This window comes from Companilactobacillus zhachilii, from assembly GCF_003606365.2.
GTDB lineage: Bacteria > Bacillota > Bacilli > Lactobacillales > Lactobacillaceae > Companilactobacillus > Companilactobacillus zhachilii.
In genome coordinates this window covers 1,657,558-1,679,742 of the sequence record NZ_CP031933.2, presented here as the reverse complement: position 1 = coordinate 1,679,742, position 22,185 = coordinate 1,657,558, and the positions used below count along the sequence as shown (strand labels likewise).

Annotated in this window: 22 protein-coding genes; 16 read left to right on the top strand and 6 right to left on the bottom strand. The window is 33.7% G+C overall.

All coding sequences use genetic code 11. The features are described 5' to 3' along the window. Positions 1 to 85 precede the first annotated feature (85 nt). The 9 genes from D1B17_RS07585 to D1B17_RS07545 all read left to right on the top strand — a co-directional run bounded on the left by D1B17_RS07585 (position 86) and on the right by D1B17_RS07545 (position 7,708). A complete protein-coding gene (locus tag D1B17_RS07585; protein WP_120142262.1) occupies positions 86 to 367 on the top strand; it encodes an ArsR/SmtB family transcription factor in 282 nt (93 codons plus the stop codon). Between the two features lie 127 nt (positions 368 to 494). Next, positions 495 to 1,862, top strand: coding sequence for an MFS transporter (locus tag D1B17_RS07580; protein WP_120142263.1), 1,368 nt, complete (start codon positions 495 to 497; stop codon positions 1,860 to 1,862). 683 nt (positions 1,863 to 2,545) lie between these two features. Continuing rightward, positions 2,546 to 3,826 carry a sensor histidine kinase gene (locus D1B17_RS07575; protein ID WP_166806645.1) on the top strand — a complete coding sequence of 427 codons (1,281 nt, stop codon included), beginning with the start codon at positions 2,546 to 2,548 and terminating at the stop codon, positions 3,824 to 3,826. Beyond that, positions 3,819 to 4,565 carry a LytR/AlgR family response regulator transcription factor gene (locus tag D1B17_RS07570; RefSeq protein WP_120142265.1) on the top strand — a complete coding sequence of 249 codons (747 nt, stop codon included), beginning with the start codon at positions 3,819 to 3,821 and terminating at the stop codon, positions 4,563 to 4,565. The genes D1B17_RS07575 and D1B17_RS07570 overlap by 8 nt, the downstream gene beginning before the upstream one ends. A 65-nt stretch (positions 4,566 to 4,630) precedes the next feature. Further along, positions 4,631 to 5,659 (top strand): SLAP domain-containing protein, encoded by a 1,029-nt coding sequence (locus D1B17_RS07565; RefSeq protein ID WP_120142266.1) that lies wholly within the window; start codon positions 4,631 to 4,633, stop codon positions 5,657 to 5,659. A gap of 50 nt (positions 5,660 to 5,709) precedes the next feature. Further along, a complete protein-coding gene (locus D1B17_RS07560; protein ID WP_120142267.1) occupies positions 5,710 to 5,976 on the top strand; it encodes a hypothetical protein in 267 nt (88 codons plus the stop codon). 262 nt (positions 5,977 to 6,238) lie between these two features. Further along, on the top strand, positions 6,239 to 6,715 hold the full coding sequence (locus D1B17_RS07555) for a GNAT family N-acetyltransferase (protein WP_120142268.1): 477 nt from the start codon (positions 6,239 to 6,241) through the stop codon (positions 6,713 to 6,715). Between the two features lie 156 nt (positions 6,716 to 6,871). Continuing rightward, complete coding sequence (locus tag D1B17_RS07550) at positions 6,872 to 7,252, top strand: iron chaperone (protein ID WP_120142269.1); 381 nt, start codon at positions 6,872 to 6,874, stop codon at positions 7,250 to 7,252. Positions 7,253 to 7,336: 84 nt separating this feature from the next. After that, entirely contained in the window at positions 7,337 to 7,708 is a 372-nt protein-coding gene (locus D1B17_RS07545) for a hypothetical protein (protein WP_120142270.1), read from the top strand. A gap of 145 nt (positions 7,709 to 7,853) precedes the next feature. Here D1B17_RS07545 and D1B17_RS07540 read toward each other — a convergent pair whose 3' ends face one another. After that, a complete protein-coding gene (locus tag D1B17_RS07540; protein ID WP_120142271.1) occupies positions 7,854 to 8,423 on the bottom strand; it encodes a TetR family transcriptional regulator in 570 nt (189 codons plus the stop codon). 238 nt (positions 8,424 to 8,661) lie between these two features. On the opposite strand from D1B17_RS07540, the gene D1B17_RS12780 reads away from it, so the two are divergent. The 6 genes from D1B17_RS12780 (at position 8,662) to D1B17_RS07515 (ending at position 14,848) form a co-directional block, all read left to right on the top strand. Further along, on the top strand, positions 8,662 to 9,510 hold the full coding sequence (locus tag D1B17_RS12780; RefSeq protein WP_240704385.1) for a YhgE/Pip domain-containing protein: 849 nt from the start codon (positions 8,662 to 8,664) through the stop codon (positions 9,508 to 9,510). Then, positions 9,470 to 9,979, top strand: coding sequence for a YhgE/Pip family protein (locus tag D1B17_RS12775; RefSeq protein WP_240704384.1), 510 nt, complete (start codon positions 9,470 to 9,472; stop codon positions 9,977 to 9,979). The genes D1B17_RS12780 and D1B17_RS12775 overlap by 41 nt, the downstream gene beginning before the upstream one ends. Before the next feature lies 1 nt (position 9,980). Further along, positions 9,981 to 10,862 (top strand): cation diffusion facilitator family transporter, encoded by an 882-nt coding sequence (locus tag D1B17_RS07530; RefSeq protein WP_166806644.1) that lies wholly within the window; start codon positions 9,981 to 9,983, stop codon positions 10,860 to 10,862. A 114-nt stretch (positions 10,863 to 10,976) separates the two neighbouring features. Beyond that, on the top strand, positions 10,977 to 12,254 hold the full coding sequence (locus D1B17_RS07525) for a PTS transporter subunit EIIC (RefSeq protein ID WP_120142273.1): 1,278 nt from the start codon (positions 10,977 to 10,979) through the stop codon (positions 12,252 to 12,254). Between the two features lie 80 nt (positions 12,255 to 12,334). Beyond that, on the top strand, positions 12,335 to 13,063 hold the full coding sequence (locus D1B17_RS07520) for an alpha/beta hydrolase (RefSeq protein ID WP_166806643.1): 729 nt from the start codon (positions 12,335 to 12,337) through the stop codon (positions 13,061 to 13,063). Between the two features lie 75 nt (positions 13,064 to 13,138). Further along, positions 13,139 to 14,848 carry a glycosyltransferase family protein gene (locus D1B17_RS07515; protein ID WP_137432116.1) on the top strand — a complete coding sequence of 570 codons (1,710 nt, stop codon included), beginning with the start codon at positions 13,139 to 13,141 and terminating at the stop codon, positions 14,846 to 14,848. 208 nt (positions 14,849 to 15,056) lie between these two features. On the opposite strand, the gene D1B17_RS07510 is transcribed toward D1B17_RS07515, so the two are convergent. Then, positions 15,057 to 16,784 carry an MFS transporter gene (locus tag D1B17_RS07510; RefSeq protein ID WP_120142276.1) on the bottom strand — a complete coding sequence of 576 codons (1,728 nt, stop codon included), beginning with the start codon at positions 16,782 to 16,784 and terminating at the stop codon, positions 15,057 to 15,059. Between the two features lie 104 nt (positions 16,785 to 16,888). Here D1B17_RS07510 and D1B17_RS07505 point away from each other — a divergent pair, with 104 nt between their 5' ends. Beyond that, positions 16,889 to 17,461 carry a TetR/AcrR family transcriptional regulator gene (locus tag D1B17_RS07505; protein ID WP_120142277.1) on the top strand — a complete coding sequence of 191 codons (573 nt, stop codon included), beginning with the start codon at positions 16,889 to 16,891 and terminating at the stop codon, positions 17,459 to 17,461. 311 nt (positions 17,462 to 17,772) lie between these two features. Here D1B17_RS07505 and D1B17_RS07500 read toward each other — a convergent pair whose 3' ends face one another. The 4 genes from D1B17_RS07500 to def form a co-directional block, all read right to left on the bottom strand. Then, a complete protein-coding gene (locus D1B17_RS07500; RefSeq protein WP_120142278.1) occupies positions 17,773 to 18,726 on the bottom strand; it encodes a diacylglycerol/lipid kinase family protein in 954 nt (317 codons plus the stop codon). A gap of 43 nt (positions 18,727 to 18,769) precedes the next feature. Next, a complete protein-coding gene (gene rnjA / locus D1B17_RS07495) occupies positions 18,770 to 20,464 on the bottom strand; it encodes a ribonuclease J1 (protein WP_120142279.1) in 1,695 nt (564 codons plus the stop codon). Between the two features lie 3 nt (positions 20,465 to 20,467). Next, complete coding sequence (locus tag D1B17_RS07490) at positions 20,468 to 20,680, bottom strand: DNA-directed RNA polymerase subunit epsilon (RefSeq protein ID WP_120142280.1); 213 nt, start codon at positions 20,678 to 20,680, stop codon at positions 20,468 to 20,470. A 185-nt stretch (positions 20,681 to 20,865) separates the two neighbouring features. Next, positions 20,866 to 21,426 (bottom strand): peptide deformylase, encoded by a 561-nt coding sequence (gene def / locus D1B17_RS07485; RefSeq protein WP_120142281.1) that lies wholly within the window; start codon positions 21,424 to 21,426, stop codon positions 20,866 to 20,868. Positions 21,427 to 22,185: the final 759 nt, after the last annotated feature.

The following is a 22,185-nucleotide window of genomic DNA, read 5'->3' as shown; positions in this document are numbered from 1 at the left end:
AAAAGCAAATTTGAATTATTTTTTGAAAAGAAATAGGTTTAGGAATACTTGAATAATATGATAGAGGTTTAGTATTATAAGCAATATGAAGAATATTAATAAGACACAACAAATAGCAGTATTTAAAGCCTTGGCGGACCCCGTGCGTTTGGAGATAATTCAATATCTAAAGCAAACCGATCACGAAGTTTCTTGTGGTGAAGTTGGTAGGGCAATTGATATTAGTAAAACCTCTGGATCATATCACTTTAAGCTCTTACAAGCAGCTGGCTTGATAAATGCTCACAAAGAAGCTCGCGAAAAATATGTCAGTCTCAATCAGTCAACGTTTGATAAGTATGTTACTAATTTTTATAAAAATATTTAAGAGTGGATATTTCCACTCTTTTTGTTTGGCTTTTTTTACTTGCTAGAGATTTTGCCCCATGTTAATTTTAAATAGTTCAAAATGTTTTGAACTATTTTGGAACGAAATTTAAGACTGGGGAAGAGAAATGATAAAGAGACAAATTAACTCAAGTTGGATTTTAGTTTTAACGTCATTAGGATTTTTCATGTCGATGATGGACTCAATGATTGTGACTACAGCATCGACTGCAATTCGCACTGATTTTCATATTTCCGTTTCAACTTTGCAGTGGGCGATGAATGCCTACAATATTACGATTGCAGCCGTTCTTTTAGTTGGGGTTTCTTTTGGTGAGAGATTTGGTCGTCGAAAAGTTTATAACTTAGGAATACTTATTTTTACGATTGGTTCAGTTCTCTGTGCCTTATCAACTGACATTACATTTCTAGTGTTTGCCCGTGTTATTGAAGGAATCGGAGCATCAGTGATGACGCCAATGTCGATGGCAATTTTGACGAATGCTTTACCAATTTCTAAACGAGGTAAAGCCTTAGGAATTTGGAGTGGTATCGGTGGTTTAGCACTTATTGTCGGACCATCCTTAGGCGGATTGATCGTAGCCAAATTGACATGGCAATGGATATTTTGGATTAATGTTCCAATAGGAATCATGGTAATCCTTTTATCAGTTAAGATGTTGCCAGAGAGTATTGGTAATAGCGATAAGGTGGGTTTACTTGATTCACTGTTAGTTATAGTCGCATCAAGTAGCATTATCTGGGCTTTGTCCGCCATAACAGATATTAAATCAAGTGTATTGCCGCTTGGAGTCGGTGTTTTAGGCTTATTAGCGGGTGTTTGGTTCGTATTACGTCAAAAGTCGGAAACTAAGCCAATGATTCCGCTGAAATATTTTAAATCAGTAACTTTTACAGGTGGAAACATTGCGACCTTTTTACTGTATGGGTCAATGTATGGGGTAGTTTTCTTCTTACCACAGTTTTTACAAGTAGTTGGAGGAGCCGATTCATTAACTGCCGGTTTAGAGCTATTACCTTGGACAGGGACTTTGGTATTAGTGGCTCCGTTTGCAGGTACCGCAGTTGATAAATATGGAGAAAAATTGATTGCAACATGGGGACTGATCTTTCAAGGCCTTGGCTATATTTTGATTATGATATTAGTGAATAATCGTAGTTCATATGTAGAGTTGATTATTCCGTTAGCGATTGCTGGAGTTGGTTTGTCAATGGCTGGACCAGCTCTGCAAAAAGTTGTTTTAGGGGCAGTTGCTAAAACAGAAATCGGTAAGGCCTCAGGAATTTATAACGTATTTCGTTTATTAGGTGGAGCAGTAGGAACGACTATTTCAGTGATTATCTTTTATCAATTTGGTGGAATGGGTAGTTTAGCATTGTTTACCAATGGTTTTCGAGCAGTAATGTTAAGTGCTGGTCTTATTTCTATTTTAGGGATAATTTTTTCGTTCAAACTTAAAAAATCATCAGTTTAGAGTAGTTTATATCTTTTTTAATAAACTGGCTTTTACGCGTAGTGCTAGTTAAATATTCCGCCAACAAGAGCAAGACATTTTGGTCGCTAATGGGACTGGATGGAGCCTTGTATAAATCGAAAGTTTCAAAAGTTGTCCCGTGGTGTAGGTACTAAAGTGCCAAAGCTACCTTCACAGCGACCCAAATTTCTTGTTCTTTCCGGCTAGTTTATTATTTATTCTTTAATTAATGGTAAATAATTTTGGATATTATTGTATCGTTGATAACTGGAGTATCGGAATAAAAGTAAAAAATTTTGATGTCATTATCAAATGGTTAATGTAATTTAAATAGATTTTGAACGCAAAAAGGTAGTTTAAGATAAATATCGATTGCAGGTACTTTCATACGATATTATTAGAACTATTGATGAAATCGATAGAGTATTTTCATATCTGTATAGTTTTGAATAATACCTGGGGAGGAATGCAAACTAAACTTGTAAAAATGAAATTATTATCGATAATCAATATATTCATTTGTTTTGAAATGGAAGTGTGTTAATACATAGAATAATTTTGAAATATAAATATCAGTTTAAGATAATAAATGAGTGAATTTTGACAACTTCATATTACTGGAGCACTATTTGATATAATTCTATTAGAATTAAAATCAGATAATTAGAGGATATTTATTGCTAATGCTTAGTATGTTGTTTGTTCAGCAGTTAATGATAGTTTTGAATGCAAAGATTGCTTTAGGTCGTGAAAAGATTCAAATTAAGGATATAGTTTTTTCGATTGCAGGAGCATATCTGATTGGGTATCTGAGTAATTTTAGTCAACTGTTGGCAATGACAATATTTGTTTCGATAACTTGTATCTATTTGTATCTAGATATACGTAATCTTGAAACCTCAGTGATTGCAGTAACTATGTCATATTTGGCTGGCATTATGCTTGATCATTTTTCGGATATAATTGTAGATTCCTTTAAACTAGGACAATTATATCTAATTGTTTTGATTATTTTAGAGATCATTTTTGCCCTATCTTTAAGTTTATTTGTTAGGTATGTGAGAAATAGACAGAGTTATGTCGATATTAAATTTACGAAGCTTGAATCTGTTATGGCGATGGTGACATCTATTATATTTTGTCTATTGATTTTCTTTACGGAAATACGACAAGATAATCATTTGAATAATATTGTCTATAATTTAATTTTATTGATTTTGATAGTTATTATTTTTTTCGTAATATCTTACGAACGTGTTCAACAGACGAAAAGGGATTACGAATTACGTAGCCAAAAGCAACGTATTAAAAATGATAATCGCTATATCAAAGAAATGGAAAAACACTACAATGAGTTGAGAAAGTTTCGACATGATTATCAAAATACTTTATTGTCATTGGACGAATACATTAAGACGGATGATATTGACGGGTTAAAGCAATATTATGACAACTCGATTAAACCGATATCTTCCAAGTTGAATTCTGAAAAGTACAAATTGGAAGATATTAGCCGAGTTGGAAATAAAGAATTAAAAAGTATTATCTTTAATAAATTATATTCAGCTCAAATGGCAGGAATCGAAGTAACTTTTGAAGCTAGAAGTCCGATAAATGATTTTTATGTTGATTCGTTGGATTTAGCGTTAGCATTGGGGATTATTTTGGATAATGCGATTGAAGATACCGAAAAACAAAGCCATGGCGATATTCTGACAGGAATAATGAAAGATGAAAGTTCAATCATGATAATTGTGCAGAATTCTATCACAGAAGAAACACCACCCGTTTGGAAAATGAAGACTCCAGGATATTCGACTAAAGGAAATAATCGCGGAATGGGTTTAGCAAATCTAACGGAAATAATCGATCGAAATCAAAACGTTACTTTAGAAACGATGAAGTTGAACGGTTACTTCTTACAAAAGTTGAATATTAAAATCGGGGAGGTACAGAATGATTGATGTTTATGTCTGTGAAGATGACGCTAAACAATTGAATGAAATAGTTAATTATATTAATAATTATATTTTGATTGAAGATTTGGAAATGAAGATTCAAGTAGCAAGTCAAAGTCCGCATGAAATTTTAGAGTATTTGAAAAATAACGAAGTTAATAACAGTCTTTACTTTTTGGATATCGATTTAAAAACTGATATCAATGGCATTGAATTAGCTTCTAAAATCCGTAAACGTGATTTAACTAGCAAAATAGTTTTCATCACCACACATGCGGAACTTGTCTTTTTAACTTTCAAATATCAAGTTGAGGCGCTCGATTTTGTTTTAAAAGATTTTCCAGATGAAATTCAAAATCGGGTTATTAAGGCAATGAATCTCGCGGTTGAACAGTTCAAGCAAAAAGAATCTCACAATGAAGATTTTTATCAAATCAAAACAGCCGATCACGTTCGCTCTATTAAGGTGGCTGATATTTTATTTTTTGAGAGTTCAACCGTCCCACACAAAGTGATAGTTCACTTGATGAATGGACAGTTCGAGTTTTACAGTACAATAAGAGAGATTGAAGCTGAGAACGCAGCCTTTTTCCGTTGTTACAAATCTTTTGTGGTGAACACAAAAAATATTAAAACGATTGACCGTCATACTAGAGAAATTACGATGATTAATGGTGAAAAATTATTGAGTTCTGTAATGGCCTGTCGAACTTTGATTAAGATGTTATATGGTGATAAACAGTAATAGTAGAGTTTATATAAATAACACTGTCATATTAGAAAATTTTTATTTCAAGGGATGAAAAAATTATGAATAAAAAAAGAATCGTATTAGCAACTTCATTAGCAATTTTAATGGCACCTTCAATTTTAAATTCAATTGATTCTGTCGCTCATGTAGAGGAACCTATCGCAGTTAAGGCTGCCACGACGCCCAAAATCGGTACTTTGGGTTATGACGTTAAATTAGTTGATGCTAATGGAGATTTTACCGGAAGAATATTACCAGCCGGATCGTCATGGAGACTTGGCGAGTTGGTAACTATTAAGGGAAATACCTATTATCAAGTGGGCACAAATGCATATGCCGATGCTGTTGTAATGAAGATTAATAACAATAGCTCAAATACTACTTCAACAGGTAGCAGTACAGCTACTAATACACAACAAAAAGTTGTTGGCACATTAGGCTATAATGTTAAAGTTGTCGATATTAATGGACAATCTAATGGAGTAATTCTTCCCGCAGGTTCGTCATGGCAATTAGGTAAGCTCGTAACGATTCAAGGTAATAATTATTATCAAGTTGCAACTAATGAATATATTTTAGCTATTATCGTAAAGTCTAATGATAATAATACTGGTTCCAACGTAGAAACTGCCAAGGTTGATATGACCGTAACAGTTGGTAATGCTGAAACAGCGGTGGTTAACGACAGTGGTGTAGTAACTGGCAGAACTTTACCAGTTGGTTCATCATGGAAAGCCGATCAAGTTAAAGTTATCAATAATGTTAGATATTACCGTGTTGCCACTAATCAATGGATTAAAAGAGCATACACACCGGTTAATAATTCTATAACTGTAACTTTATTAGGCAATCAAAAAGTTTATGACACGTCTTCAAATACCTTAACTAGGTCGTTACAGAACGGTTCATCATGGAAGGTAAGTCAAGTCGTTGTTAATAGTAATAATGTTTACTGGGGTCAAGTATCGAATAACGAATGGATTAAGATAAGTGATAGCAAGAATCGATTCGTTAATATGTCATATGGTGATGCTGATTCAGTTCCAAGTATCGCGGTTAAAGAACCAAGTTTTGCATTAAACTTTTAATCATTTTTTAGTTTGATGATTAAGCGATGGGGAATTGATTAATTTTTAAAATGAGAAAATTGAAAAATAACGTTATCAGACATCCACTAGAATCGATTATATTTGAAAGTATTGCTGCAATTGCTTTTGCTAAGTTAATTGTATCGTTGAGCATACCGTCAAATTGGATTTTGGTCGGACTAATGGTGTTAATGACATACACAGGTTTTAGAATGATTACAACTGGAAAAATTGAATCACTCATGAATGAATTTACCGGTCTTACGATTGCAATGGGGATTGTGATGGTAATTGTATTTTGGGTAAAGTTGATGTGAAAAAAATTAGTCATAGGCTAAAATAATAGTCGAAAGTAGGACAAAGCTGAGCAAGTTTTGTTATTACTTTCGATTATTTTTGATTAAACATGTCATGGTGCTTTGGGTTGAATAGTTGGATAGACTTATTAATACCCAAAGTGAAAGCTAGTGGTTATACTCAGGGTGTCAAGATTTTTTCATCAAATTTGTTTCAAATTAAGTGAAAAATATTTTGGCAGAAAGCTAATTAAGTTTTGTTCTTAATAGGTCGTGACGCAAGATGAAAATTAGATTAGTAGAATATGATCCAACTGTGATAACACAGTCGATGCTAGATGATTATCAGTTGAATGAAGATGAACCGATTAGTAAACCTAAGTCTTTAATAAAACGCAGTCAAAGTAATTCTAATATGACGCCAATTATGATTTTAGATGATAAGCGCTTAGTTGGTAGTTTTTGTTTGCATACAAATGATGGTCCGCTGGCTTACGGCGGCAATTTTGGAACTGATATTTTGGTGCGAGCTTTCTCAATCGATAGTCGTTTTCGAAGAAAAGATTTTGCTTTAGTAGCATTGTTACAGCTACCGGAGTTCATTTATTTTCATTATAAAGAAATTGAACGGATTATTATTGCCGTTAATCATAATAATCTCCCAGCTCAAGCCTTGTATGTCAAAGCAGGCTTTGTTGATACGCAACGTCGAGCAGTTGGAAAATTGGGAGAACTTTTTATTTATCAAAAGGATATTTAGTTAATAAATCATTAGAAAAAAATTCACTGTTAAGTTTGAAGTCTTGAGATTTCAACTTAATGGTGAATTTTTTTCATAAGGATGGGTACTTCATTTTTATAAAAGTTGAACGCTACTGTTATAATAAATAAAAGTCAGATTATCAGGGAGAAAATTATGGATGTATTCGAGGATTTTTTAAATAATATTGAGGATGAAACACATCGTCAACGTATGGCAGATATTTTGAATTGGGTCGAAAAGACCTTTCCAAATTTGAACAAGCGATTTGCTTGGAATCAACCAATGTTTACTGATCATGGAACTTTCATTATTGGCTTCAGTGTCGCTAAGAAGCATATTGCTGTGGCACCTGAAGAGAAGTGGATGGATCAGTTTGTCTCCAAAGTTGAAGCTGCTGGATATGGCCATGGCAGTCATATTTTTCGGATTGGTTTCGATCAAGATGTTAACTATGATTTGTTAAAAGATCTTATTGAATATAATGTTGAAGATAAAAAAGATTGTGAGACTTTTTGGCGTAAGAAAGTAAACTAAATAGTGACGAGCAGTATAGTGGGGTATTTTTAAATTAATTTTGGCGTACAATCATTTTATTATTTAGCAATAGGAGCGACTGAAATGGCTGATGTAGAAATGAATGTCAAAACGATTCAAAAATATTTTAAACTATCTGATTATGCTTCAAGTGATATGCGAGCTTTTCAGGAAATAGTATCTTTATTTAGTGAAACAGCTCATATTCAAACGGCTACAAGTGACGAGTTTACAGGGAAGACTGAGATTTCAAATTTTTTCAAAGTGTTTTTTGGCCGCAATGAGCAATTGAAACATATTATGTCAGTTAGAGATGTGGCTAACAAATATCAAACTGAGTGGGTCGTTGCTGGATTAAAGAGTGATGGGAGCTTGTTCTCATTGCATGGCTTTGATTATTATCAGTTTGATAATGCAGGTAAAATTAGTTCATTAAAAGTTGAAGTTACTCAGTAAAAAAGCTCTCATCCTTACATATTTTGGTTCTTTCTCAGCTTTGGTTATAGAAATGAATGTAAAAACGGCTAGATATTTTTTGGTATATCCAGAAAAAATATCTAGCCGTTTTTGATTATATTCAATTTCAAATAATATAGCATTTTTAATCTTGAGTAAGTAATTCCGGACTGAGTGCTCGTGAATTCAAGAAAATATTGTATGCATCTTTAGGGCTTTTAACGTGAGCTTGACTTAACCAATAGAGAATAAAGTCGATAATTCCCTGTGACAAAATTTCATTAGCAAAATCAGTCGGAACTTTATCTTTAAACATCGTTCCACCATGCACGATTCGCAATATTAATAATTTAGCTTTTCGAATGATAACTGAATCGGGACTTTTCATTAAAACGACGGCAAGCTCCTTTTGACTATATAAGTATTTGAATAATTGAAAGAAGGCATTATTATACTTATTATTTTTGATATCAGTCGATGAAGCTTTGGGATATTTTTCGAAGATATCCTCGATTTGAAGAAGGACTTCGTTTTCATATTTTTCAATTAGATCATATTTATCCAAGTAATGTAAATAAAAAGTGCCACGGTTTATTTGAGCCTCAGTGACTAAGTCCTTGACTGATAGTTTATCGAAACCGTTCAAACTCACTAGTTTGATAAATGCTTTTTGTATCTTTATTTCTGTTTGAATAACCTTGAGATCAGTTTCCATGATTTACACCTATTGAACACTTGGTTGATTTGTTGAAGCTAATCATAATGAAAAAAATAATAAATTCAAGTAATCAACACTTTGTTGAATATGTTGATTGTTTAAAGTTGATATAACTTATTTTTGCATTTAAATGGCTAAATACAAATCAACACATATTGAAATATTGAATATTGTTTAAATTGCCAAACTTTCTATTATATGAAATATACAAGATATTGAATGGATGGTGATTCTAATGCTAAAAGCTGAATGGACCTATTTAATCAAAAATAAGATGTTTATTGTAGTTTTAATAGCAATTGCTTTGATTCCCGCAATTTACTGCTATTTATATCTATCTTCGATGTGGAATACTTATGGGAAGACTGACAATATTCCTGTAGCAGTAGTAAATCGAGATCGAAGAGTTGAATATAATGGCAAGAATATCGCTATTGGAAATAATTTAGCAAACAATCTTAAAAAGAGTGATTCACTTAATTTTAAGATAATGGGTTACGACAAAGCCGAAAAAGATTTAAAGAATGGCAAAGTCTATATGACCGTTATTATTCCGAAGGATTTTTCCAAAAATGCAACAACAATTCTAACTAAGAATCCTCAAAAGATGACGATCAAATATCGGATGAATTCAGGTCAGAATTTTATTGTTTCTAAAATAACTAATGGTGCAGCTACTTCAATCAAACAAAATGTCTCTAAGCAAGTAACGCAGTTGTATTCAAAAATTATTTTGAGTGCATTAAATGGAGCAACTGTTGGGATGAATCAGGCGGCATCTGGAAACTATCAATTAGCGGGAATTCCCAATACAAACGTGGCCGCAAAGGTTGGTAACCAAAAGATTTCCAATTCATTAGCAACTGGAGTTCAAAGATTGGCCCAAATTAGTACTGATACTAAGAATGCCCAAATATTATCAAGTCCTATCAAAGAAGATGTAACAGATATTGCTAAGGTGCCTAATAATGGTACGGGTATGGCGCCATTTGCGATTGCAATTGGTTTGTACGTTGGAGGAATTGCTCTGGGAACAATGTACGATGGTTATGATCCTCGTAAGTATCCGGGAAGTGCCTTTTAATTGGTGGTTCTCAAAAGCTAGTGTTATTGGAATCGTAGCAACAATCCAATCAATTGTCTTGTGGTTTACACTCATTAAGTTCAATAATTTAGTCGTTAAATCACAATCCATTTTATTTTTGGAATTGTTGTTGGGTTCTAGTTTGTTCCTATCATTAATTTTTTGCTTGAGAAATCTCTTAGGTGGTTTTGGAACTTGGTTGGTATCGATTGTTTTAGTTTTGCAACTAGCATCTTCTGGTGGATTATATCCTACACAATTATTAAGTCCATTTGCCAAGGCGATGAATCAGTGGTTACCAATGACCTATCTAATTAATGCTTTACGTGCCACCATTTCGACAAGCGTTCCAATCCAGAATAATTTATGGACAGTAGTTGTAATTACCATTGGTCTTAATTTATTGATTATTGCTAGGTTTAAATTAGCAATGATGAAAAATCCAATGGTAGTTGGTGGTGATGAATAATTTGGATTATAAAGATTTTGAAAAAAATGATATTCATGTTTTAAAACAGGCGCAATTTATAGCATCAATGAATGTCACATTTTACTTAATTATTTCGCTAGCAAAAATTATTATTGGAAATGTTGCCAAATCCACAGCCTTAAAGGCAGATGGATATAATGGTGCAACCGATACATTAGCATACTTAATTATTATTATGGGTATTGCCTTTGCAAAAAGACCTAAGAATCAAGAGCACAGGTTCGGGTATGCCAAGGCAGAAACTATTTCAACTTTGATAACATCTATTTTGATTATAGAAACTAGTTTTTGGGTAATTTGGAAAGGAACAATTAACTGGATCAGTAATAGTTCTACAAGACCAGATTCATTAGCAGCAATAGTTGGCATTAGTTGTGGAATTATGACCTTTATAGTTTTCTTATTAAACAAATACTTCGCACAAAAAATCCATAGTAAGCCCTTGTTGACGTCATCGAACGACCAGAAGTGGGATGGAATAACGGCAATATTGACTGGATTGGCGATTGTGCTGTCTGATTTGGGGTTTCCTTGGCTTGATAAGTTGACAGCCATCGTTATTGGGCTTTTGATGCTCAGAACGGGCCTCTTCATTTTGAATAGTAGTGCATTTAAATTAATTGATGGATTTAGTAATGAATCGTTGAGCCAGGTTAAACTTGAATTAGCTAAATTTCCCCAAGTGGAGAGGATAGTCAAAATTAATGGACGGGAATACGAAAACGATATTTATATTTCAGCCATCGTGAAAGTTGATTCTGGGTTGACTGTATCTGACACTATGAGGTTAACAAAGACTATCCAAAATTATTTACAAAGGCGATGTGGAATTTTTGAATTGGATATTCAGTATGTTGCTTAATGAATAAAAGGATTCTCGTAGTTGTTTCTTCAAGTTTTATTAATTAAAAGTCAATCAACTTTTGAATTCAAATTAAGTTGATTGATTTTTCAGTTTTTGCGAGGAGTGATAAAGATGATCACTGAAGAGATTATTGGAGCTTTGGAGCCTTTTCTATTGATATGGCATAGGAAAATTCAGTTCAATGAGGTTATTCGAAAAACTGCAGTGTTGATCTTTCCATTTGTATTAATTGGAACATTAAGTCAGTTGGTACAGTTAATATTCTTTACACCTAATAGTTTTGCAAGTCAGGTACTTTATTTGAATAAATTAAGTGGATTCTTCGGAAAGTTCGGAATGATTTTTGAGTTATTAACAAAATCAACGTTGGGGATTTTAGGCATTTTATCCGCTTATGGAACCGCTAAATTTGCTACCAAAGTACACCATGATGACCAATTAGCAGGATTAGTGGGGGCAGTGTCTCTTTTAATTCTATCTTATCGTTTTTCCAATAGACAGTTTTCAATGTCATGGATTGGATCAACTGGGGTTGTTGTAGGTGTACTAGTGGGCTTTTGTGTTGCCAGTATTTTTAAAAGTTGGAGTAAACCCATTCCAAAAAATCCGACATCTTTTTTAAATAAAGTATTTGCTTCATTTTTTTCAGTCAATTTGTCATTCCTATTGGCACTGATTTGTACCATAATAATTAATTTTATTATTACTGAAACTTCAAAAATAAATCCCAATCTAATTACCACACGCTCACATATATTTTGGATATTTGGCATTAGTATTTTGAGATTGCTGCTCACTTTCTTAGGTTTAAATGATAGTGAATTGAATTTTTTAAGTACGACAAACAATAGTACCAATTTGAATAGTGCCTTGATTCATCATAGTTTATGGAATATTCCTTTTCCATTAACAATCAAAAGTCTCTATATCGCATATGGAAGTTTTGGAAGTAGTGGGATGCTATTGGCTCTAGTGCTACTGATTCTAAGAGAAAGTAAGTTACATGATTTTAGAATAGTCGCAAGGTGGTCGTTGTTACCGGTGATTTTTAATTTGAATATGCCACTCATGATTGGATTGCCAATTATGTTTTTGCCAACGTTCGTTATTCCGTATTTTTTAGCACCATTACTCAGTATGTTTATTGCTGCTTTCGCAATTCTCTTGCACATTGTTCCAGCTATGGTTTACCCAGTACCTGTGGGGACCCCAGGATTCCTCCAAGTATTTTTAGGAACAGGTGGTAACTGGCTAGCGTTATTTTTAGGGATATTTAATTTAGGAATCTCGACGTTGATTTATTGGCCGTTTTTAAAATTAGAAGAGAAGTTACTAATGGATAATCATCTATCCTCTGGTCTGTCTGAAGAGAAGGTGAGTCAGTCATGAAGCAAATATTTGAAGATTTTAGGTGGATAATTGTTAGTTCATTTATAATTATTTTGCTTTTGGTAAGTCACAATTGGGCGGTGAAAAATAAGCAAGAATTAGAGCAGCAACATTTTTCCAAAATGGATCCGGTGATAATGATTCCTGGTAGTAATGCGACTCAAAATCGTTTTGATTCATTAGTTACATTATTGAATAAGAAATCCAGACGAAAACACAATTTATTGAAATTAACCGTGCAGACGAATAATGAAATAACTTATTCTGGCACAACTAATTTACACGGAAAACATCCAGTAATTGTTATTGCATTCGCTGATAATCAAGATGGATATTCGAATATCAAGAAACAAGCAGAATGGTTAAGAGTAGCTTTAGAACAATTAATTATTCGTTATCACTTTAATCATTTCGATGCTTTAGGACATTCTAATGGTGGCTTGATTTATACATATTTTTTAGAGCATGATGCACTTGGATTAGGAGTAAGGGTACAGAAGTTTATGACGCTGGGAGCTCCATTTAATTTGAACAACCAATCCATAACAGAACAGACTCAAATGCTAGCTGATTTTATTAAATATCGAAAGAATTTACCTAAGAGCTTAGAAGTTACTGCAGTGACTGGGGCGCAAAATTACAGTACAGACGGATTAGTACCAGTTAATAGTGCCGCGGCTGAAAAGTATGTTTTTCAAGAGGTAGTAAAAAATTACACTGTTGTAACTGTCACAGGTAGTAACGCAGAGCATTCCGATTTGCCACAAAATCCACAAGTTGTAGATCTAGTGAAAAAAACTCTTTTCTAAATATAGGATAATTAAAGTGTGAAAACTATGATTAAAACAATAGGAAAAAAATATTTAATACCAATTTTATTTTTTGTGATTAGTATTTTGATAGTTGGTATCGTCGACTGGCATTATGGATATATTTTTGCCACAGGAGATTTTCATTACCATCTTGATAGAATTGAAGCCTTGGCTAGTTCCATTAGAAGTTTTGATTTTCTACCTAAGGTAAATGGATATTTTGTTGGCGGATATGGTTATGCGTCAAGCTTATTTTATCCTGATGTCTTTCTTTATCCAGCCGCATTTTTGAAATTGGTTGGTGCTTCAGCTGTAACGTCATATTTATCCACGCTTGTATTAATCAACTTCTTTACATTGTTTTTAGGTTACATTGCAGGTAATAGAATGGATTTTTCTACTGAGAAATCATTATTGTTTACGCTAATGTATACTTTGAATGCTTATAGATTGCAAACTTTGTTTAGCCGTCAAGATTTGGGTGAATTGATGGGAATGATGTTTTTTCCATTAGTTTTATCTGAAATGTTAAAGCTGAAAAATGGTCAAACCAATGAGTGGTATGTACTAGCATTTGCAATGGCTGGCGTCATGTGTTCACATACTATTTCAGTATTTATGATGGTTTTGTTTTCTAGTATGTTTGTGATAATAAATCTTAGAGTATTTTTGAATAAACAGCGTATGTTTGCCATTACTAAAGCTGCTTTGTTAACTCTAAGTATTAGTGCAGGTATTTATTTGCCAATATTAGAGCAAATGAAAAATCAAAAGTATGCTTTGACAACCGACCCATTGATAAACATTGCTAATGAAGTAATACCGATAAAGAATTTATTATTTAATAGTTTGGGTAATCAAGTTTTTCATGCCCGGACAGTCAATTTAGGAATCGTTATATTACTGGCATTGTTTATATATGGGTTTTATAATTTGCGGCATAATAAGAATATGGATATTACGTTAATTGCTTTATTTTTATTTTGGACGTGCACTGATTTGTTTCCATGGAAATTTTTCGACCATTCCATTTTTGCAATGATCCAATTCCCATGGAGATTTTTCTCAGTGATATCGCTTCTTGTTACATATTTAATTGTTAATGATGATTTACATATTTTTAGTAAAAAGGTTATCAAATATTCTGTGGTTAGTTTTATTATTTTTAATGCCATTGCTTTAGGTCAGCAGACTGTCATTCAATCACAAGATCGATTAGAATCGTATAGTGAATTCGATAATGTAGATAGTTACTATATTGGTGCAGGGCACGAATACTTACCGGAACAAGTAAAGTATTCTAATATTTTAAATCATAAGAAACGTCCAATAGAATATAAATCTAATAAAATGCGCATAAGTAATGTTGCATTAAACCATCAATCAATTACCTTTAATTTTAATACGTATAAAAATGTCGCTAAAGTTCAATTACCATTGATCTATTACAAAGGTTATCAATCATCAGTATATGGAAAAAATGTAGAGTCGACTGTTCCGAAGCTGTCCAGCAATGGATTGACAGAAATTTCTTTGAAGGGTAATGGTGTTATTACTATTCAGTATAGGAATACGTTTATCCAAATATTTGGAGCAATAATATCTTTGCTGACAGTGATTGGTTTAATATTGGTTCAATTGGAGTTTAGAAAATTAAAGTTTATTTCGTTACCTACCAGGATTCCAGTGTTATTTACACGAGAAACATCTAATGGTGAGTGGCTAAATCAAATTCTAACTGATATAAATGAACCAAATGATTTAAATGCTAAAAATAATTAATTCGAAAAAATAACTAAATTAAAGGAAAAAAATTATGATTAGTTTTCGTATTTTTACTTTTCAACACGGTCGGTTATTAGGTGCTTGCTTATAATGAGACAGCAAATAAGAATTAATAAATTCCTGTAACATCGGTATTTATTAATTCTTATTTTTTTTACCATTTATATTCTAACCAAACTTGAGAAATAACCTTATTTTAGATAATTTAAGCGTGTTTTCTTTTAAAGATAAATACAATAACAAGACTAGCTAGAACTAAAGGATATTCAATTGCATATAAGTTAAGAAACGAATCTGTTAACTTATCATGCAAGTGATTTTTTATGCGTCTTGTCGTATGTCTAATTTCTCTATTAAGTTTGTTTACTTTCTTATTAACTGCGGTGGTGACTGTTTGACGAATTTCTGCTTTGGCTGCTGGTGGCAAACTCATGCCAAGTGCCATTTGCTTTTGAGCAACAACTTTAGTATATGTTTCGTTAATTAGTTCATTTCTCTTAGAATCATTGATTGTATTGCTTTCAACCTTGCTAGGCGTATTTACATTATTATTATCACTTGAAATTAATTTATCGTGTAATTTGTTTTTTATTTTTGTTTTGGAGCTATGTGGTAAATCAATTTTATTAACTTGTCCGACTGCATAATTGTAAGTTTCGTGTTTAGCATCGGTTATATTACCACTTAACATGGAAAGGAAGAATGCCATACCAATAATAATACCGATATTTCTCATAACATTTAGAACGTTTTGACCAGCGGTTAACTCGGTGCCCTGGAGTTCAGCGATACCAACCGTCAATGCCGGACCACTAATGAATCCAATTCCAAATCCAATAATAATATCTATTATGTACAGTTGATTCCAGTTATTAGTTACATTCAGATTACTCAACATATAAATACCTGTTCCTGAAGCAAAAATTCCTATTCCAACTAAAATTCTATTAGATATTTTTCCAATAAGAGCAATAGACAGTGGATTAAAAATTAGTAGTGCAATGGACATTGGAGTTATAAGAAAAGCTGCTTTTAACTGTGAAACATCTGTTACTTTTGTTAAGTATGTTGGTAGAATACCGATGAAACTAGCTAAAGTAATAAATGCTACTAAAATACTAGCGATTGATGCAACAAAATCACGATTTTTGAATAGGTTCATTGGAATAATTGGATCTTTGGTTCTGACTTCACATACGATAAATAGTAAAAATAAAACTATGGAACTGATACCACACCCCAGAGTTCTAAAACTTGTCCAACCCCAGTCACGTCCGTTTACTAAAGCGGATGTCATTAATAGAAGTGTTCCAACAATTAGGGATGTACCAATAGTATCTAATTTCACACTCTTGGTTAGTTCATTTTTCATTGATAATGTTGATAAAGTGCTCATAAGTAAAATAATGACAATTGGTATATTAATGAGAAATACCCAGTGCCAGTCAAAAAATTGTGAGATAATACCACCAATAGCTGGTCCCATAGCTGAACCAAGTGCTTGTGTTACACCTAAAATAGCTACAACTTTTGAGCGTTCTTCTTTAGTGGCGATATTTAAAGAAATGAGCATAGCTGCGGGTAACATTGTTGCAGCACCAATACTTTGAATAGTTCGACCAATTAATAAAATAGTTAAGTTACTTGAAGTTCCACTGACAATTGATCCTATCAGGAAAGTCAAAAGTGCTATATTGAGTAATTTCACTCTGCCAAACATGTCACCTAAACGTCCCAATGGAATTAACAGTGAGGCAAATAGAATTGCGTAAATATTAATTGACCATGATAAGTCGTTTAAAGATACATTAAAGGCTGTCTGAATCTTGGGTAAAGTAATGTTCATAATACTAGTATCTAGGATTACTAAGAAACCAATAATGGACATTGTAATAATTATTGCGGTTTTCTTACCAGAACTAATATTTTTCATAGTTATCACTCCCGTTCCTTGTTTGTTTCGAGAGTATTATTATTCAAATATTTATATAGAGCCATTAATAAACCCGTGATTTTAATAAAATAGAGGTGAGTGTAATGGATAGAGACACATCGGTAGAAAATGTAACGCGAATGCAAAAACAAACAAAACAATGGATAAAGGATTCTTTAATAGAGCTTTTAAAAGATTATGATTTGGAAGAGATTACTGTTAAGCAAATTGTTGTTACAGCGGATATATCTCGTCCAACTTTCTATCGGTACTACGCCACCAAAGAAGAAGTTTTAGAAGAACTTATTAATGATATGATCCAGGGATATGCGGTAACTGCTATGGAAACAACAACGACAACCTTTGATGAAATATTAAAGGTCTTTTTAGACTATTTTCAGAAGAAACAAAGCATTATTAAGGTTTTAATCAGAGCACACTTGACTGATTATTTCACTTCAGCTTTTACTAAAAGCTTCGCTGAAAAAATGGATGAATTTCCAGCATCTTGGAGGAATTGGAAAACCGATTTACAAATTAGTTTGGGTGTTCAATTTGCAACTGGAGGTCTTTTAAATGTTTTGATAGGATGGGTTGCAACAGGATGCAAAATAGATAGTGAAATAATTGTTAGAAATGTTATGATGATTCTCCATGATTTGGGTGGAGAAATATGATTACATTTATTTTTTAGGCTAACTATATTAAGTGGAAATGGTGCAATCCTCGTAAGCGTTGGATAGTGAAGTGCTTATCGATTGAACGACAAATAGACAACCGCCGTTGATTTTTACGGATGGTTGTCTATTTGTTTACATTATTATTCTTCTTTCTTGATTTTTTCTTTTCAAATAAAATAGTGCAAAGAACAGAAGCTACGACAAAACCAAAAGCATTCTTGTATAGATTTGTGTAAGCTAATTTAATATTTGAAATTAAATATTTTTGTATAAGTCCTTTTTTTAAAATGAAACTAAGTCATATTATTTTATTCTGCACTAACCGGCAACCAAAAGAGATGTTGGTCAACTTGGAAGTGTAAATCAAAGTTATGTTTATCCAGTTCCTCGCCGTCCATTTGTCCAAATTGTTTGGGAGAACTGTGGAGTGTGAAATCTGTTCGTTCGATATGCCAGACGTTCTTATCTTGTAAATGGGAACCATCCGTCAACAACTTCGTTAGTAGTTTGGCAAAAGTTAACCCAGTAATTTTTTTAACGACCACTAAATTTAAATGATGATTAAAAGGATTAGCAGTGGGGTCAATAGCGAAACCGCCGCCAAAATAAGGATGATTAGTGGCGACAACAATATATGCCGAGTCAAAGTGTTTGTACTGTTCGTCATAGTCGACATCTAGTTTAAAGGCCGGTTGACGGGTAATTGCTTTTAACAGATTAGTTAAATATGACAAAGTCCCTAGACGTAATTTGTTAAGAAATTCTTTTCGAGCCGAATGGTTAGTATAGTAAACCGTACTAGCATCAAAACCAATACCAATATTATTGATGAAGTAATGCGAAAAGTTTGGACCAGTTGCTTGACCAATATCGATTGGACGTGGCTGCTCTAAGGAAAGAATAGCTTGCATTAAGTGAACTGGATTTTTGATTTTTAGTTTGATACCACGACTGAAATCATTACCAGAACCACCAGGAATATAACCTAGTGGGGTGTTAGGAAAATTAGATTGTTTAATACCATTAACGCACTGATTAAGTGTGCCATCACCACCAATGACGACAATTTTAACATTTGGAACTTGTTGGTTAGCTAAAATTTTAGCAATTCTAACGCCGTCACCATCAGTTTTAGTAGCATGAATTTCGTAATTTAAATTGATTTGGTCGAGAAACTTGGTAACTTTACGACAGGCACTTTGAGCATGTCCATTACCAGCGTGATGATTGAGGATGATTTCTACTTTGTTTGTTCTACTCATGTTGAATCCCTTTAAATAAAAAAAGAAGATCAAATGATCTTCTTTAGATTGAAGTTCCTATTAACATTGGTAAGATGACAGGATTTCTAGCTGTACGTTTGTACAAGAATTCTTGTAATCCTTCAATGATGATACGTTTCAATGTTGCTTCAGTAACTTTTTCGTTCTCGTCATTGTCAAAAGCATTCTTAATCAAGTGGAAGACACGTTTTTGTGCTTGATTGATTAATTCACCAGATTCACGCATGTATACAAAACCACGTGAAAGAATATCTGGTCCAGCTAAGACAATATGTTTTTGATAATCGATTGTTGCAACGACGACAACCATTCCTTCTTCAGAAAGAACTTGACGGTCATGGATAACAACATTTCCGATGTCACCAACACCTTTACCATCGACGTAAACATCGCCAGCAGGGAAGTGACCAGCCACATGAGCTGAATCTTTAGTTAGTGCTAGAACATCACCATTTTCCAAAAGGAAGGAGTGATCTTGTGGCACATCACACAATTCAGCTAATTCAGTGTGAATCTTCAACATTCTGTATTCACCGTGAATTGGCATGAAGAATTTAGGTTTCATCAAGCGAAGCATCAATTCTTGTTCCTCTTGACCACCGTGACCAGAAGCATGGATGTTATTAACTTTACCATGAATGACCTCGGCACCAGCTTCAGAAAGTTGGTTGATCAAGTGGTTAACACTGATTGTGTTACCAGGGATAGGATTACTTGAGAAAATAACTGTGTCGCCTGGTTGAATTGTGATTTGTCTGTGAGTACCGTTAGCGATACGACTCAAAGCAGCTAATGGTTCACCTTGTGATCCAGTACATAAAATCAAAGTTTCACTAGCGGGTGTTTTGTTCAAAGCATGAGGATCAATCAATATGTCGTCAGGGATATTTAAGTATCCAAGTTCACGACCGTTTTCAATCGCACCTTCCATGCTTCGTCCGAAGACCGCGATCTTACGACCTTGTTGAATCGCAGCATCGACCGCTTGAGAAATACGATAAATGTTTGAAGCAAAGGTAGCAAAGATGATACGACCTTGAATTGTTTCAAATATTTGATGGATAGTTAAACCAACAGAACGTTCTGACTTAGAGAAGGTTGGAATTTCAGCGTTTGTACTATCAGATAGTAAACATAAAACACCTTTGGCACCAAGTGCAGCCATCTTTTGTAAGTTTGGGGAAGGTAATCCCGCAACTGGTGTCAAATCAAACTTAAAGTCACCAGTTTCAACGATAATTCCTTGAGGTGTGTGAACGGCAATACCCAAGGTATCAGGGATTGAGTGAGTTGTTCTAAAGAATGAAACGCTTGTCTTAGGGAATTTGATAACATCATCTTCGTGTAAGACGTGCAATTCAGTTGTTCTTAGTAAACCATGTTCTTCCAATTTACCTTTAATTAATGCACATGCAAGTGGACCAGCATAAACAGGAATATTAGGAAGCTGTTGGAGAAGATAAGGGATACCACCAATATGATCTTCGTGACCATGGGTGATAAATAGACCCTTAATCTTATCCTTGTTTTCTACTAAGTAGCTGTAATCAGAAATGACATAGTCAATTCCGAGAAGTTCGTCTTCAGGAAACTTAATTCCGGCATCAATAACGATCAATTCGTCTTGATATTGAACTCCATACATATTTTTACCGATTTCGCCAAGGCCCCCGATGGCAAAAACGGCAACTTCATTATTTTTTACTTTAAACGACATTAATTAAAACTCCGTCAACTTAAAGTCAGGGCTCTTCTTTTCGTACTCGAGGTGTTGTTCATCGAGTTCCTGAATAAATTCAATGTCGTAGTCAGTGTTGTCTTCGACTGCTTGACGCACGGCAATACTTGAGTCTGCGTCCATGTAAAGTGAATGTGTAAATTCACGACGGGGGTTATCTAGTTCGCTTGTTTGATATAAAACTTTATAAATCAATATTAAATTTCTCCTTTAATCGAATTAAATGAAACAAGTCAGTTTCATTTGTCTTTTTTTCTAGTCCATTTGCGCATTAATCAATAGATAGCACAATTCTACCATATCTATTAAGGTAAGTATACTTAACGTGTTCTGGTAGTAGTATATTGAGATTTTTCGGTAATACATATTATATAGAAGTATTACGAAATAACGACTGTACTTGGGTCAAGATCAAATGGGGATGTCTTACTGATCTTATCGTAGTATAAGTGACCATTTAAGTGATCAATTTCGTGTTGGCAAACGATAGCAGGGTAGTCTCTAACACGTAATGTTTGTGAGTTACCTTCAAAATCATCATATTTAATAGTAATTCTGTCAGCACGTGGTACAAAACCAGGGACATCTTTATCAACTGAAAGGCAACCTTCACCTTCAGAAAGAGCAGCTCTTTGAACTGAATTTCGAACAATAACCGGATTGATCAAAGTAATTTTTAGTAAAGGCTTGTCTGGGTCGTCTTCATTAGGAACGAGGACAGAAGCCATCATTTCAGAAACACCAACTTGAGGTGCAGCCAAACCAACACCAGCTCTTAATTGGTGCTTTTCAGCGTATTCTTCATCTTGACTTTTAACCAAATATTCCATCATGTTAGCAGCTAATGCTTTGTCTTCATCACTTAGTGGAAATTGGACCTTTTTAGCAACTTTTCTTAAAACGGGATCGCCATCACGGACGATATCTTTCATAAAATACATAGTTTCCTCCAAATGTTTAATTGTACAAAAATACCTTAGTATATCTATTATAGATTATTTTTCTCTGAAAATAGAAATAATTGACAAAATTTTTAGTGTTTTGGGTTAAGTAAACGTTTGCAACAAGGGATTGTTTAAATATGCCGCCTCCAGGAACAAGAAATTTTGGTCGCTATGGGGACCGGTTCGAGCCAAGGTCTCGAACCTCGATTTTGAACTTCGCAAGGTACGCGAATTTCAAAAGTCGTCCCGTGGTGTAAGCACTAAAGTGCTAACGCCACCTTCACAGCGACCAAAATTTCTGTTCCTTCCGGCTAGTTGATTTTTTAGTTAATGAATAATATTGAAAAATAGATATTAACAGATACGGTAAATATTAATTTTACTTTTTAAATGTCAGTAGTGGCAGAATTTAAAGATTGCTTAGGAACTTTTGACTTTAAGAAAAAATTCTTCATATACTACGACCTGAATAATATCAAGAGTCGGAAGAGCTGAAAAATAGTTACTAGCTGTGAGAGTGGCGTTATGGCTTTAGCCATTACACTACCGGGCGTGTTTGGAGACTCGCGTTTTTTGCGAGGCTTCAAACCGAGCTTCGAGACCTTGGCTCGAAGCGTTCCGCATAGCTAGTAACTATTTTTCAGCTCTGGAGACGGAAACTATAGGTTATATCTTTGTGATAATAATCTCCAACATGCTAAAATATATAACGTATATGTTACCGATTTCATGAGGTTACATAAAAATGTTGATCAT